11 protein-coding genes and 1 pseudogene are annotated in these 14,184 nt (G+C 59.2%); 2 read left to right on the forward strand and 10 right to left on the reverse strand.

The features are described from left to right. Positions 1 to 425: 425 nt before the first annotated feature. The gene (locus BKK81_RS28065) at positions 426 to 1,013 is read left to right on the forward strand and encodes a LysE family translocator (RefSeq protein WP_071019695.1); all 588 of its coding nucleotides are present in this window, start codon (positions 426 to 428) and stop codon (positions 1,011 to 1,013) included. A 27-nt stretch (positions 1,014 to 1,040) separates the two neighbouring features. On the opposite strand, the gene BKK81_RS34675 is transcribed toward BKK81_RS28065, so the two are convergent. Then, positions 1,041 to 1,877 (reverse strand): helix-turn-helix transcriptional regulator, encoded by an 837-nt coding sequence (locus tag BKK81_RS34675; RefSeq protein WP_071040060.1) that lies wholly within the window; start codon positions 1,875 to 1,877, stop codon positions 1,041 to 1,043. Positions 1,878 to 2,466: 589 nt separating this feature from the next. On the opposite strand from BKK81_RS34675, the gene BKK81_RS28070 reads away from it, so the two are divergent. Beyond that, a complete protein-coding gene (locus tag BKK81_RS28070; RefSeq protein ID WP_071019698.1) occupies positions 2,467 to 3,003 on the forward strand; it encodes a hypothetical protein in 537 nt (178 codons plus the stop codon). 491 nt (positions 3,004 to 3,494) lie between these two features. On the opposite strand, the pseudogene BKK81_RS37125 reads toward BKK81_RS28070, so the two are convergent. The 9 genes and pseudogenes from BKK81_RS37125 to BKK81_RS28115 form a co-directional block, all read right to left on the reverse strand. Then, positions 3,495 to 3,704: pseudogene (locus BKK81_RS37125) on the reverse strand (DUF3141 domain-containing protein); the annotation flags it as partial. Positions 3,705 to 3,822: 118 nt separating this feature from the next. Then, entirely contained in the window at positions 3,823 to 4,491 is a 669-nt protein-coding gene (locus BKK81_RS35710) for a hypothetical protein (protein ID WP_156811469.1), read from the reverse strand. 10 nt (positions 4,492 to 4,501) lie between these two features. After that, positions 4,502 to 6,916 carry a heavy metal translocating P-type ATPase gene (locus tag BKK81_RS28085; protein WP_071022484.1) on the reverse strand — a complete coding sequence of 805 codons (2,415 nt, stop codon included), beginning with the start codon at positions 6,914 to 6,916 and terminating at the stop codon, positions 4,502 to 4,504. Between the two features lie 43 nt (positions 6,917 to 6,959). Further along, positions 6,960 to 7,763 (reverse strand): polyphosphate kinase 2, encoded by an 804-nt coding sequence (gene ppk2 / locus BKK81_RS28090; protein WP_071019705.1) that lies wholly within the window; start codon positions 7,761 to 7,763, stop codon positions 6,960 to 6,962. Then, the gene (gene ftsH, locus BKK81_RS28095; RefSeq protein WP_071019708.1) at positions 7,744 to 9,681 is read right to left on the reverse strand and encodes an ATP-dependent zinc metalloprotease FtsH; all 1,938 of its coding nucleotides are present in this window, start codon (positions 9,679 to 9,681) and stop codon (positions 7,744 to 7,746) included. Before ftsH ends, ppk2 begins: the two co-directional genes overlap by 20 nt. Before the next feature lie 152 nt (positions 9,682 to 9,833). After that, positions 9,834 to 10,100, reverse strand: a complete 267-nt coding sequence (locus BKK81_RS28100) for a DUF5676 family membrane protein (RefSeq protein WP_071019711.1) — start codon at positions 10,098 to 10,100, stop codon at positions 9,834 to 9,836. A 35-nt stretch (positions 10,101 to 10,135) separates the two neighbouring features. Beyond that, complete coding sequence (locus tag BKK81_RS28105; RefSeq protein WP_071019714.1) at positions 10,136 to 10,801, reverse strand: methyltransferase family protein; 666 nt, start codon at positions 10,799 to 10,801, stop codon at positions 10,136 to 10,138. Next, positions 10,801 to 11,061 (reverse strand): DUF2933 domain-containing protein, encoded by a 261-nt coding sequence (locus BKK81_RS28110; protein ID WP_071019716.1) that lies wholly within the window; start codon positions 11,059 to 11,061, stop codon positions 10,801 to 10,803. Before BKK81_RS28110 ends, BKK81_RS28105 begins: the two co-directional genes overlap by 1 nt. A gap of 561 nt (positions 11,062 to 11,622) precedes the next feature. Beyond that, the gene (locus BKK81_RS28115) at positions 11,623 to 14,082 is read right to left on the reverse strand and encodes a heavy metal translocating P-type ATPase (protein ID WP_156811470.1); all 2,460 of its coding nucleotides are present in this window, start codon (positions 14,080 to 14,082) and stop codon (positions 11,623 to 11,625) included. Positions 14,083 to 14,184: the final 102 nt, after the last annotated feature.

Consider the following 14,184-nt stretch of genomic DNA (forward strand, 5'->3'; position numbering starts at 1 on the left):
TGAATACAAGCAAAGAGGCCCGCAGTGCCGGCTCGCGCTAGTGAGTCGGGGTAGGGACCCCGTCCAAGGGTGCTGGACGATCGCGCCGGGCAGCAGGAAGGCAGCGCCTGAGGCCATTATTCGATTGGAAGATGGCCGGTCGCTCAAGGTGCCATTGCGTGAGGTCACGGTCGAAGCGACCTGAGTCCCGGGCGGCCGAGATCTGGAACGAATCTTCAGTTGGCGCGAGTCGTGCAAGGTTTCGGCCAGCTACCAGCGGCACTCTCGATGCCGGATGGCGGCTACCGACCCGAAATGGACTGCCACAGTTGCAAAAAGCGGTCGGTCTACGGAAAGCAAAGGGTAATTTTCTTCAATACGTGCGGTCCCATCCCGCTATACCTTCGGGCTCTGTGATTTCTCAACGAGCGTATCGAAGGCAATAGATGAGCCATCTTCTTTCCATGAGCGCCTTTGCCCTGGCTGCATCGATTTCTCCCGGGCCCGTCAACATCGTTGCGTTGAGTACAGGCGCTCAGCATGGACTACGCGCCAGCATGCGGCATGTTACGGGAGCGACCATTGGTTTTACGTTGTTGCTCTTGCTGACCGGGTTGGGATTACACGAAATCCAGAGTCATTGGCCGTATCTGACGAAGTCAATTCAGTGGGCCGGGGTAACGTTTCTGTTTTACATGGCCTACAAGCTCGCCGTCGATGACGGGCGACTCGGAGCGGAGGAGGCAACAAAAGGTCCGTCGTTGCTCTCCGGAGCAGCGATGCAGTGGCTGAATCCGAAAGCATGGCTAGCATCCCTTGCGGGCATGGGGGCATACGCAGCAAACGGCGACCGCATGTTGGTCTGGCAGTTCACGGTAGTCTATTTCGTGATCTGCTATGGATCGATTGCCTGCTGGGCATATGCAGGATCATTTTTGCGTCAATACTTGAGCGATCCCAAGCGGGTCCGGCTATTCAATCGCCTGATGGCGCTGTTGCTTGCGGGCAGCGCCGTCTACCTGCTTCAGGCATAGGCGGCTGGCTCGGCCACGCCCTGGGGCTCAACCACGATACTGGCGAGGCGTGGCCGCCACAAATTGCCGGAAAGTCCGTTGCAGGTGGGCCTGATCGGAGAATCCCGCTTCAATGGCGACATCGGCGATGGCTCGCCCCCGCCTGAGCTCTGACCGGCTGTATTCGATACGGCAATTGATAAGGTACGCGTGAGGCGTCATGCCGTAGCGATCCTTAAAAGAGCGGATCAGATAGGACGCAGAGAGATCTGCTGCTGCACAGATCTCCGCCAGCTTGAGCGAGCGCGTGCAGTTTTCTCGTATGTATTCCGCCGCGCGGACGAGCTTTCGATTCGGGCTCCCAGTCAATGCAGGGGCCGGGCTCAGCGTTTGCTGCACTTCCGAAAAGAAGGTGAGCGCCGCACTATGCTTTTTCAGATGGTCTGCGTGCTCGTCGGTGCATACGGCGTATAGGCGATTCAACCCAGCATACAGGTCAGGCCGAGTCGTCATGGTGGTCGAAAACGCACGAAAGCCGCAGTTGTGACTGAAACCGAGTTCATGCTGAAGATCCATCAGCCAAGAAACGTTCACATAGAACATGCGATACGACCATGGCTGATTGTCGATCGGATTGCAGGCGTGGACATCTTCCGGGTTGATGACCACCACTGCGCCGGCACCCACGTGCTCCTGGACTCTCCCGTTGAGATACGTACTGCGGCCGCCCGTGATCGCACCGATTGAGAACGTGTCATGCGCGTGTTTTGCATAGCAAACCTGGCGACCGCCCTGTATTGAACGAGCCTCGATAAACGGCAGCGTTTCATCGCGCCAGAACGTCGGGGCTATTGTCTCTTTGACCGTAAGGGGCACACTGTTCATCTGGATTCGCGGCTATGTCCACGCTTGGCATTGGGTACTGTAACGCATCCTCGGTCGAGCACGGTGCCCAGATGGCCCGGGATGTCGGCCGGCCGCTTCTGGCCGATCTCCGCCGCCAGCTCTTCTCTCGACGATCGGCGACGGCCTTTGACGGCTCCCGACCCGTCTCTGCCGTTCGGCGTATCCAAGCCGAACGGCAGTAGTGGCTGGGAGAGCGGTCATACCGCCTACGTTCTGCCGCACCGTGGATGACGAGGCCATGGCGTCTGGCGATCTCGCGCAGCGGGATCTGGTCGCGAAGATGCCAGCGTCGAATGATGCTCAGTATGGCCACGTCGATCACTCCGAACTCCCGCTCGTTCCCAAGCGGGCAAGTGTTCTATACGTGAGTCAACATTCGATGCAAAAACCTGCCGGGGGTGGGTCAGGATTCAGTGCAAATCAACAAGAGATAGCTCGGTCGTCCCAAATACTCTCGGTTGCCCAGCGGTCGAACGCAGGATTTTGGTTGATTCCTGTCAATTTGGTGGCACACACGTGGCGCATAGTCCATAGTAAATTGTCTTCCTTAGACATGAGGAGCTTTAGCATGGTCCACATCCGCCGCCTTCCCATCCTCCTCGCCGCCGCCACTCTTGCCTGGGCGCCTGCGGTCTTCTCCGCCTCGCCATCGACGGACGCGGAGCACGAGCAGCACCACCCGAAGGAGGAAGCCAAAAAGCCGGTTAAGAAGCCCGCACCGGCAGCCGCCCCGGCGGCTGCTCCCCAAGCCACGGGAAACGCTGACCTCGACGCACAGGTCGCCCACCTTCGTGCTATCCGCGAGCGGCTGTCGCGAGCCAATACACCGGAAGAGCGTCAGGCACTAATGGCCGAACGCAACAAAGTCATGCAGGACGCCATGTCCATCATGCAAAAGGACATGATGGGAATGGGAATGGCTGGTCCAAGCAAGGGAAAAGGCCAAGCCACGCCGGCCCAGATGCAAATGTGTCACGACATGATGGGCCAGCACATGGCCTTTATGCAGGAAGTGATGCCAATGATGATGGACAATCAAGGCATGATGGGCGGCGGCATGGGTCCCGGCACTGGGATGGGCCCGGGTGGGATGATGGGCAAGTAACCGAGGCATACAGCTCCGGTCCGTTGGCGGGGCGAAGGCTAGATGCGGCACTTCGAGGTCCGCCTGACATTCGATAAACTGTAGTCCGCAGCCAGATAGTTGTTGTTGCTTGCCCGTGTTTCGTTTTGTCACGCGTGTTGTTCTCATGCTCCTGCTGTGGCGTTTGATGAGGGGTCTGTCATGGAAGCTCTCCCTTCTGTCCAGCAGAGGGGTTGTCCAATGAAACTCGGGCAGACATGCAGAGGGACGGCTCTTGCCATCGCCTTCGCGCTGCCCGCTTCCGCCCTGGCAGCCGTCGACGAGCCGAGAACGCCACTCGTTCACTTCCGTCGATTCCACGCGGGCCGACCTTGCTTCGTCCGCCATAGCTGCGATTGGTGAAAGCCAGGGCTGGAACCGCTCAGACCAGGCATAGCAGGTCCAGCGCATGGGATGTGCCCACTTCAGCCACTCCGCGCCCCATGGCGTTGCGGCAAGCGCGAACGTACGCGCTCCTCCGGGTGGTCCGTGCCACAGCGAGTGATGCGGAGCAAGGCATAGTTGGCTGGTCGCTCAAACGTTCTGCCATCGAGCAACATTTCGTAATCGAAATGCAGCAATGGCGGAAGACCGGCCTCTTCGTGCGCCAGCATATTGTTGGCACGTTGCATCAGGACGTCGACGAAGAGCGTCCAGTGCTGAGCAACGTCAGCCGCATAGTCCCACCACCGGTTGACCATATCCCTCGCAATTGCCGTATGCGGCGTCTCAGCAGTGAAGGGCGAGGTCATCTGCATCTCAGAAGATACAGTAACTGAGGAGGAGCGCGCCGGGCGTCCCTTACGTCGAATCGTGTCTTCGGCCATGGGGCACCTTATTCCTTCCCATTGACGTCATCATTTCTACTATTTCACCCTGCAGAGGGTCTCTGGCGCGAGCGGCAAGCCAAGCAACCACACCGTACTTCGCAAGTTTTCCGCCGAGAATGCTGCCGAACACGGCCAGCGGAGAGAGTTCTGCCAGCGCGACGAAGACGAGCGCCGGTGTTTGCGGCAGAGGTGACGCCGCGATTGCCACCAATGCAAGGAGCCCATAGTCCTCCGTATAGGCTGCAATCTGCACCCATCTGGCCGAGCGTGTGAGTTCGGGGAGATAGCCAAGCAATTTCTCCCAGCCGAGATCGTGGAAGACCACATAGAGCACGAGCGCCGCAGCCCCGCTGCCGACAGCGGCGCACAACGCGAGGGCCTTCCATCGCCGCGCGCTAAGCAGCACCGAAGCCGCTACCAGGGGGGCCACGGGGACACACATACTGAGCGTTGCGACGAAGGCCAGCCCACCGACCACGAAGGGATAAATTGCCTGGTCCGCCCGCGTCGCCAGAAATTCGAGGAAACTTGGAAAAACTAGCCGGCTGAGCTTTTTTGCATGCCTCGCATGCGCCGGCAGACGTCGGGCACTTCCGTTCCCCGATGACCTGGCCACGTGGCGTTCTGTATTCTCGGCCATGTAACTCTGCTCAGCCACCAACAGGCGCCGGTACATCCGTGGGTGATACCGACTGCGACGCGACGCGGATACCGGCCAGCTTCGTACGCTTGAGCAACAGCGCATTGATTGCGACCAGTGCGGAGCTGCCGGACATGGAAATTGCCGCAATCGCTGGACTCAGGGTGAATGGGTATAGGACACCTGCGGCCAACGGAAAGGCAATAAGGTTGTAGGCAACCGCCCACCAGAGGTTCTGGTGCATTTTACGCAGCGTAGCGCGCGACAGCTCAATGGCTCCCACCACGTCGAACGGGTCGCTCTTCATCAGAACAATGTCGGCGCTATCCATTGCCACGTCAGTGCCAGCGCCAATGGCGAATCCGACATCGGCCTGCGTCAGCGCAGGTGCGTCATTGATACCGTCCCCCACCATACCAACCTTCTTGCCCTGTGCCTGTAGTTCCTTTACCTTCTCAGCCTTTTGCCCAGGCAACACGTCTGACAGCACTAACTCAATGCCCAAGTCAGCCGCAATGCGCTCGGCAGTGGCCTTGTTGTCCCCCGTCAGCATCGCCACCTGCACGCCGCGCTCGCGCAACTTCTTGATTGCTGCAGCTGAGGTCGGTCTCGGAGCATCGGCGATGGCAATCAGGCCAATCAGTCTGCCGCCATGCGCAACATGAATGACCGTTCTGCCAGCTCCTTGCATCAGGTCGGACTTCTCAGTAAGGCCGTTCATATCTACGCCGTAAGTAGCCATGAGCTTCCGATTACCGAGGAGCGCGGGCTTCCCGTCGATGTCGGCTGTGGCCCCCATGCCATCGACATTTGTGAAACCGGTGGCCACGGGCCTCGCCAGTGCACCGGCACGTTTGAGGATGGCCTGGGCGAGTGGGTGTTCCGACGCTTGCTCGACAGAGGCGGCCAGCCCGAGCATGGCGTACGCGTCCACTTCCGGCGGCGCGAAGATTTCCACGACCTCCGGTTGCCCCATAGTCAGGGTGCCAGTCTTGTCGAACACAACGACATTCAGCTTGGTCGCTTCCTCCAAGGCTGAGGCATTCTTGAACAAAATGCCGTTCATCGCGCCAAGGCCTGTTCCAACCATCACCGCCATCGGAGTCGCCAACCCGAGCGCATCGGGGCAGGCGATGACGAAGACCGTAATCGTGAGCGTCAGGGAGAACAGAACGGTCTGGCCTAACCACCAGTACCACACGACGAACGTTGTGATGCCGATGGCAAGGGCCGCGAGCACTAGCCATTGAGAGGCACGGTCGGCCAATAGTTGTGCTGGCGCTTTGGAGTTCTGCGCCTCCTGCACCAGCTTGACGATTTGCGCCAGTGCAGTGTCACTTCCGACTCTGGTCGCCCGATAGCGAAAGCTGCCGCTCTTGTTAATCGTCGCGCCGATGACGCTGTCCCCCGGCCCCTTCCTCACGGGTAGAGACTCGCCGGTCAACATCGATTCGTCCACTTGCGAGCTGCCGTCGATGACCTCACCGTCAGCCGGAATCTTGCTGCCTGGACGGATGATGACGACGTCCCCCAGCTTCACTTCCGCAGTCGGAATTCCCACCTCTCGACCGTCACGCAGTACCGTAGCCTTGGGGGGAGCCAGGTTCATCAGTGAACGGATAGCGTCCGATGCACCGGCACGGGCTCGCATCTCCAGCCAGTGTCCCAGCAGGATAAATACCAGCAGGACGGCCGAGGCTTCATAGAACTGCTCCCCGGTAAAGAAAAAAGTCGCCCCGACGCTGAACAGATAGCCCGTTCCGACGGAAAGGACAACCAGCGTGGCCATGTTGAGCGTTCCGTCCTGGAGGGCGCGCCACGCAGACACGAAGAAGGGCCAACTCGGGTACAGGATGGCTGCGCTCGCCAGCAGGAACAGCCACTGGTTCATGCCCAGGCCGAACGGCGGAGCTGGCATGGGAATCTGCATCCCCATCGGCGCGTAGAGAAAGATGGGAATCGTAAAGACCAGGCAAATCCAGAAGCGGTTTCGCATATCGCGAACCATCCCGGTCATGTCCATGCCGGCGCCATGTCCCATGTCGTGGGCCATCTGGTCATGTGTCGCATGGGCCTGCGCTTTCGCCGCGTGGACATGGTCCTCGTGTCTGCCGAGCGCTGCCAGCCTGGCTGCTGTCCTGGCTGGCCTGCTATCAACTCCCGTCGCAACGGCTGCCGGAGGGTCTTCCGGGGTGCAAGTATGCCGTGGCACCAGTTCGCCATGGCAATGATGGCCGCACTCGTCCAGCCTTGCCTTGATTTCACTCAGGCTGGTTAGTGCGTCGTCGTACTCAACAGTCGTGCTGCCCGAAACACAGTTGACCTCTGCCTTGACGACACCGGGCAAGCTGGTGAGGCGCTTCTCCACCCCGTGAGCGCTGAGAACGGAAAGGAGGCCTCCAACTTCAATGATGCTGGTCTTCATCTCATCCATCCACGTAGTTCACAGGTCTCATTGGGCTACCGGTTCACTTCGCAATCGCCCCGCTCAGCAGATGTTGCTCCGCGTAAGGGAAGACAACTTCAGGATTAGGCCGAATCAGCTCATCGTCCTTGTCCGCATAGTGCAGGCGCGTCAGCAAATCCTTGATGACACTGAGGCGCGCGACGCGCTTGTCGTCGGCACGCACGACGTTCCATGGCACGATGTCGCTGGTCCGAGCAAACATCTCATTGCGAGCCTTGCTGTACTTCTTCCACAGTGCCACCGCCTGCTCGTCAATGGGACTGACTTTCCACTGCTTTAGCGGGTCTCGGCGGCGCTCCTCGATGCGCTTTTTCTGTTCGGGCTTGCTGATGTCCAGGTAGTACTTGATAAGACGAACTCCCGAGCGCACCAGCATCCCTTCGAACTCCGGAACGCTTGCCATGAACTCCTCAACCTCGGCGTCGGTGCAGAAGCCCATCACGCGTTCCACGCCCGCCCGGTTATACCAACTGCGATTGAAGAGGGTGAACTCGCCGGCGGCCGGGAGTTCGGCTGTATAGCGCCGGAAATACCATGAGCCTCGGTCACGGTCGGAAGGCTTCCCAAGCGCGACAACGCGGGTTTCACGCGGGCTGAGATGTTCGACAATGCGCTTGATGGTGCCGTCCTTCCCAGCGGCGTCCCTGCCTTCAAAAATCACCAGAATCCGGTCGCTGCAGGAAATGAAGTGCTTTTGTAGCTTGACCAGTTCGATTTGAAGCAGGTGGAGATTCTCCTCGTAGGTCTCATGGGAGATGGCGCTTATCTCGGTAGTAGCGCTCTTGCTACTTGCCTTCGTTTTCATGGTTCACCTTCCGAGAATTTGGCGCCTCTGGCGCGGCTGGGTGGGACTTCCCAGAGGTCAGCGGGGTGACTTTTTCGGAGAGCAGCAGCTCCAGGGTAGACCGGTCTACGACCTCCTGTTCGAGAAGTAGCTTCGCCAGCGCATCAAGCTTGTGCCGATTCGCCAGCAGCGTCTGCTTCACCCGCTGGCTCGCGTCACCGAGAATCTTTCGGACCTCCGCATCGATAGTCCGGGCGGTTTCCTCGCTGTACTCTTTCCGGTCACGAGGCATGACGCCCGCGTCGTTGAAGAGCGGATTCCGCATATCCTCGTAAGTGGCAAGCCCAAGCTGCTCGCTCATGCCAAACTGCGTAATCATTTGCCGAGCCATGTCGGTGGCACGTTGGAGGTCGTTCTGTGCCCCGGTTGAGACGTCTCCATAGACAAGTTGCTCGGCCATGCGCCCGCCAAGCAGTACATCGAGCCGGTCAAGCAGTTCACTCTGCTTCAGGAGATAGCGGTCTTCTGTCGGGGTCTGCTGGGTGTAGCCCAGGGCGGCTACGCCTCGCGGGATGATGGAGACCTTGGAGACCCGGTCGGCATGTGGCCGCGATTCCGCCACGATGGCATGGCCGGCCTCGTGGTAGGCAATGGTTTCCTTCTCCTGCGGATTCATTACGCGATTCTTCTTCTCGAGTCCGCCCACGATGCGGTCAAGTGCCTCATCGAAATCTGTCATGTCCACCGCATCCTTGCCCTTGCGGGCAGCGAGAAGCGCGGCCTCATTGACGAGATTGGCGAGGTCGGCGCCAGCAAAGCCAGGTGTGCGGGCTGCTAGCTTCGTCAGCTCGACAGTGGGTGCAAGGACGACATTCTTGACGTGTACCTTGAGAATCTGCTCGCGACCCTTCAGGTCAGGGCGGTCCAGCGCGACGTGGCGGTCAAACCGCCCGGGGCGCAACAGCGCGGGGTCCAGGATTTCAGGCCTATTGGTGGCAGCCATGATGATGACGCCCTTGTTGGTATCAAAGCCGTCCATCTGGACCAGCAACTGATTCAGCGTCTGTTCGCGTTCGTCGTTGCCGGACACCGCGTTGAGCGCCCGGGTCTTGCCGAGCGCATCCAGTTCATCGATGAAGATGATGCAGGGGGCCTTGGTTTCGGCCTGGTTGAAGAGGTCGCGAACACGCGCTGCACCAACGCCGACAAACATCTCCACGAACTCCGAGCCGCTCATGCTAAAAAATGGAACGCCGGCTTCGCCCGCGACCGCCTTAGCCAGCAGCGTCTTGCCGGTGCCCGGTGCCCCAAGCAGCAATACCCCTTTGGGAATCTTGCCGCCAAGGCGCCGGTAGCGCTGGGGGTCTTTCAGGAAGTTGACGATTTCTGCGAGCTCTTCCTTTGCTTCGTCGATGCCTGCAACGTCGGCAAAGGTCACGCCTGTTTCTTTCTGCATGTAAACCTTGGCCTTGCTTTTGCCAATTTCCATCATGCCGCCGGCGCTAGCGCCTACTCGTTTGATGAGAAAGCTCCATATGGCAAAGAACAGCAGCGCGGGGACTATCCATGACAGCAGAACGCCAATCCATTTGTTGTCTGCTTGGCCCACGAAGCGCACTTTTGCCGCTTCGAGTTCCTGGACCAGATTGGGGTCATTGACGCGGACTGCCGAGAATGCGTGGTCTCCCTTTCCCTGCTGCAGCATTTCGTCGACCTGTTGCTTGGGAAGTAGATTCTCGATGCCATCGGTGCTCAGCGTTCCGGTGATGTCACCCTCCCCGAGGGTGACATTTTTGACCTTGCCAGCCTTCAACAAGACCTTGAAATCACTGTACGGCAGCGTTTCGACGTGAGAGGGAGGGAAGACGCTCTGAAAGATAAGCATCGCCGTGACCGCCGCGAGTATGTACCAAAGGGAAAACTGTTGACGCGGTTCCATGGGGGCCTTTTCATCTTGTGGTCAATCAAAAGCTCGGCGACCAGTGCTGTCTGCACGACCACCGAGCCCATCCGGCGTCAACAACGAGCCGGCTTTACACCAAGGGTTCAGACCCTGGTGAGAGTTCCATTACCGTCAATGCCATCTGTGGGTCAGCGGTCACTCCTGAGGGGGTTAAAGAGCCAGGCAAAGAAACTGCCGGCGGCAAAAAACCAGACTGCAAACACAATGGCCGGGTAGATGACTGACCACCAGGACACCGATTCGCCAGTCTGCAGGCGTCGGAAATCAAGCCCGTGAAAAAGCGCGTTCATGAAGTTCATGAAGGGCTCGGGGGCTGCCATCCAGACGAGCGTGCATAAGGCATAGAAGAGCACGACCGTAGCTGACAACGTCACACCAGTTTTGAAGGGATTCATGGCAGCCTCCAATTGCAACGGCTTCCAGCCAAGCCTCAGTGAGGCCTGGTCCGAGGCGTCTCCCCATCTCCAAAGTGCGGGATGAAACCAGGAGTTCTGCGCCGGTATGCCTCATATTCCTGTCCAAATTCCGCCAGTGCGTCCCGCTCCTCGGCTAGGGCAAGGCGAACGTACATCCAGACCAAGATGGGGAACATCGCCAACGTGAGTATCGTGGGCCATTGCAGCAGGAATCCCGACATAATCAGGATGAACGCCACATACTGCGGATGCCGCATACGAGCGTAGAGCCCAGTGGTGGCCAAGGTGTGTTCCTGCTGAGCCTTGTACAAGACTCGCCACGCCGCAGACAGCATGAGAAATCCGCCGAAAATCAGGATGTCGCTGGCGATGTGGAAGGGTCCCAGGTGGGGATTGCCCTGCCAGCCGAAAATCATCTCCGGAAGATGGCCGGCATCATGGGACAGGAAGTCGATTCTGGGAAACTTTGCAGACAGCCATGGCAACAGTAGATAGATGGTCAGGGGAATCCCATACATCTCGGTGAAGAGCGCCACGATGAACGCCGAGAAGGCTCCAAAGGAGCGCCAGTCCCGAGCAGTCTTCGGTTTGGTAAAGCTGAACGCAAAGATGAGGAACACCGCCGAGTTAATAATCACCAGCGACCACAGGCCGTAGCCGTTTTGCGCGTTGTGTTCCATCATCGCTCTCCCTTTTGGCCCATGTCGTTTCGCTCGTCGCGCTGCCCGTGACCGTGGCCATGGCCGTGATGCATGAAGAAATGCATCAACGGGCACGCTGCCAGGAGCAGGAACGGCAGGAACTGAATGACGTGCGCCCGGTGCTCCGTCCAGAGGAAGTAGCCAATCACCAAGAGAAAGCCAATCGAGACCAGCCTGGAGCGAGAAATCTTCCGCTCCGTATCGTCTGGATGCTCGTGACTGCTATGTTGGTGATTCATACCTGCCTCCGACTCGGGAATTGTTTAGCAGCAACCGTGGTGGTGGTGCCGATGAATGTACCGTGAGGGGTCTTGTCGAAATACCGTGCGCGACGCTTCGGATTCGAAGAAGAAGGTGTGTCCCTCAAAGTTCGCCGTAATGGCGTGCGCGGTTTCCACCTTATTGCCGGTGACGGGGTCACGGGCAGCGGAGCTGTACTCCTGCGTTGTGTAGCGTTGCGCACCGTTGATTGGTTCGATGGCTCGTGAATCGCTGCCACGCTATCAAGGTCACGATGCGAATTCGCTAGGCAGGAGCCACGTCAGATTCTGCGAGAGCCAGTTCATGGTGAAGTCCTCCTCGTCAAGGATTGCCTCTGGCCTTGCGCTCGCGCTCCACGGCCTGTTGAATGTCACATTCGCACTGACGGGAAAGCCGCCAGCTGACCCACACTACGACGACTGGGCAGGAGAGTAGAAGAATTGCGACCAGTAGCGTGAGTGGTGATATACCGAACCAGTGCACGACGACGATGGCAAGCAGCGTTGCTAGCGCCGCGCAAATCCATGCGACAGTATGTTTCATATCACCTCCCTACTGGCCTGGCCAATCCGTACACGCTTGAGCAACGCGGAATTCGCCACGACGCTCAATGAGGACAGCGCCATGGCCGCTGCCGCAAAGATGGGGTTCAATAGTCCGAACGCAGCAACTGGGATGCCAACGGTGTTGTAGATGAACGCCCAGAACAGGTTCTGCTTGATTTTGCGCATCGTGGCACGCGAAAGCTCGATGGATGCCACCACATCACGGACGTCGTCGCGGATGAGGATGATGCTTCCCGTCTCTTTGGCAACGTCCGAGCCAGAGCCGATGGCAATACCGATGTCCGCCGCTGCGAGTGCCGGTGCATCATTGACGCCGTCACCTACCATCGCCACGACTTCGCCCTGCTTCTGCAAGGCCTGAATGGTTTCGACCTTGTCTTCCGGCATGACTTCAGCAATCACTTTGTCTATGCCGACTTGCCGGCCGATGGCCTCCGCCGTCCGACGGTTGTCCCCGCTGAGCAGCACCACTTTGATGTTGCGTGCCCTCAAGGCGGCGACAGCCTCGGTGGCCTCTGGCTTCACCGTATCGGCCACTGCGACTATGCCAAGCAGCGTGTTACCAGCGCCTACCAGCATGGCGGTCTTCCCGTCGGCCTCGAGCCTTTGCAGCACCGACTCAGCGTCACAGGTCGAAATTCCCTGGCGCGCAAACAGCCGTCGATTTCCGAGCCAGGTCTGTTGCCCGTCGACCTGCCCCTGTATGCCCATACCAGACAGGGCGGTGATGCCGGTTGCCTTGGGAATGGCGAGGCCGCGATGTTGGGCAGCCCGCACGATGGCTTCGCCCAGAGGATGTTCAGACCCGCTTTCGACGGCGGCAGCCAAGGTCAATAGCGTCGATTCCTCATGGTTCGACAATGAGATGACATCGGTGACGGTCGGCTCGCCTCGTGTAATCGTACCCGTCTTGTCAAAGACAACTGCTGTGAGTTTCTCGGCCCGCTCCAGTACTTCGCCGCCGCGTATCAGGATGCTATTGTCGGCGCCCTTTCCCACACCGACCATCAGGGCGGCAGGTGTCGCAACGCCCAAGGCGCATGGGCAAGAGATAATCAGAACTGCCACAAACGCGAGCAGTCCATGGGGGAAGTGCCCCGCGACGCTCCAACCCACCAGGGCCAACATGGCAACGGAAACCACGGCGGGCACGAAGTAACCGGTGACCTGGTCCGCCAGCCGCTGAATCTGCGCGGTACTGGCCTGGGCGTCCTCGACCATCTTGATAATCTGGGCGAGCGCGGTATTGGCGCCAATCTTTGTCGCCTGGAACGTAAACGCGCCGCTGCGGTTCAGGGTGCCGCCTATGACGGCAGTACCAGGCTTCTTCTCAACGGGCATCGACTCGCCGGTCAACATTGACTCGTCGATGCTGGACTCACCCTCCATGACCTTGCCATCCGTGGGAATCTTCTCCCCCGGGCGCACGACAACCGCCTCTCCGACCATGATGCTTTCGGCCGGGATTTCCACTTCCTTCCCATCACGCAACACATGCGCGACGGCCGGACGGAGGTCGAGCAGGCGCCGTACCGCTGCCGACGACTTCTTCTTGATAATTTCCTCCATGTACTTGCCAAGTAGCACGAAGGCAATAATTACCGCCGACACCTCAAAATAGACGTCCCGCTCCTCGACCTTGACCGGCAGCCAGGCTGGAAAGAACAGCACCACCACGCTGTAGAAATACGCGACGGACGTCCCCAATGCGATGAGGAAGTCCATGTTGATGTTGCGGGTTCGGATGGCGTTCCACGCGCCCTTGTAGAAGCTCCAGCCGCCAATGAACTGCACTGGCGTGACCAACAAGAACAGCCACATGCCCCACGTGAACCAAGGCAGAGCCGGAATCGGTGCCCACGTCAGCAGGGTGGCGCCGGCTGCCAGGGCCAGGAAGGCACCCGCGCGCAGCACAGCGAGCGCGAGGACGCCCGTGAGGGCAATCGTCACGCGTGTCTTCATGGCCTTCAACTCGCTCTCTGGCGATTCGAAAGTCCGTAGACAACTTTCGCTGCAGAAGTAGTACTTGCGGTTGCCACGCTCGGCGGACAGGGCCGTCGCCTTGTCCACCATCATTCCGCAAATGGGGTCCTTGGCGGTTTGCTTGGCACCGGCGGTGGTCGCTGGGAGTACGGCCGTGGGGGGCGGAGAAATGCTTGCGCCCCCTGGGGTATCTTCGGCGAGCGGCGGCCGAATGTATCGGGCCGGGTTGACGAGGAACGCCTGTTGGCAGTGGCTGGAGCAGAACCAATAGCGTTTGTGGTCGACTTCCGCACTGGCGGCCGCTTCCCCGGGAGAAACTTCCATGCCACAAACAGGGTCGCGCACGTTTTGCTGGCGAGCAGTATCCAGGTGACTTGTCGGTTGGGGCGCGTGCCCACCCATGATGGTGGATTCTTCTCCAACCGTAGGGGTAGCGGACCTGGTCGACATGCCATCCTCCTCGGGGCGATTGGCGGCTGGAAGGCAGGATTTACCTCAATAGTCTCGTCCTTCGGGGAACTTGCTTATTGACGTCAATCAAGGAATGCGAAT

The organism is Cupriavidus sp. USMAHM13 (assembly GCF_001854285.1).
Classification (GTDB): domain Bacteria; phylum Pseudomonadota; class Gammaproteobacteria; order Burkholderiales; family Burkholderiaceae; genus Cupriavidus; species Cupriavidus malaysiensis.

Coding starts and splice junctions, on each gene's coding strand:
- BKK81_RS28100 (WP_071019711.1), bottom strand. CDS start 10,100: ATGAATCCCTTCAAAACTGGTGTGACGTTGTCAGCTACGGTCGTGCTC.
- BKK81_RS28105 (WP_071019714.1), bottom strand. CDS start 10,801: ATGGAACACAACGCGCAAAACGGCTACGGCCTGTGGTCGCTGGTGATT.
- BKK81_RS28070 (WP_071019698.1), top strand. CDS start 2,467: ATGGTCCACATCCGCCGCCTTCCCATCCTCCTCGCCGCCGCCACTCTT.
- ftsH (WP_071019708.1), bottom strand. CDS start 9,681: ATGGAACCGCGTCAACAGTTTTCCCTTTGGTACATACTCGCGGCGGTC.
- BKK81_RS28110 (WP_071019716.1), bottom strand. CDS start 11,061: ATGAATCACCAACATAGCAGTCACGAGCATCCAGACGATACGGAGCGG.
- BKK81_RS28065 (WP_071019695.1), top strand. CDS start 426: ATGAGCCATCTTCTTTCCATGAGCGCCTTTGCCCTGGCTGCATCGATT.
- BKK81_RS35710 (WP_156811469.1), bottom strand. CDS start 4,491: ATGGCCGAGAATACAGAACGCCACGTGGCCAGGTCATCGGGGAACGGA.
- BKK81_RS28085 (WP_071022484.1), bottom strand. CDS start 6,916: ATGAAGACCAGCATCATTGAAGTTGGAGGCCTCCTTTCCGTTCTCAGC.
- BKK81_RS34675 (WP_071040060.1), bottom strand. CDS start 1,877: ATGAACAGTGTGCCCCTTACGGTCAAAGAGACAATAGCCCCGACGTTC.
- BKK81_RS28115 (WP_156811470.1), bottom strand. CDS start 14,082: ATGTCGACCAGGTCCGCTACCCCTACGGTTGGAGAAGAATCCACCATC.
- ppk2 (WP_071019705.1), bottom strand. CDS start 7,763: ATGAAAACGAAGGCAAGTAGCAAGAGCGCTACTACCGAGATAAGCGCC.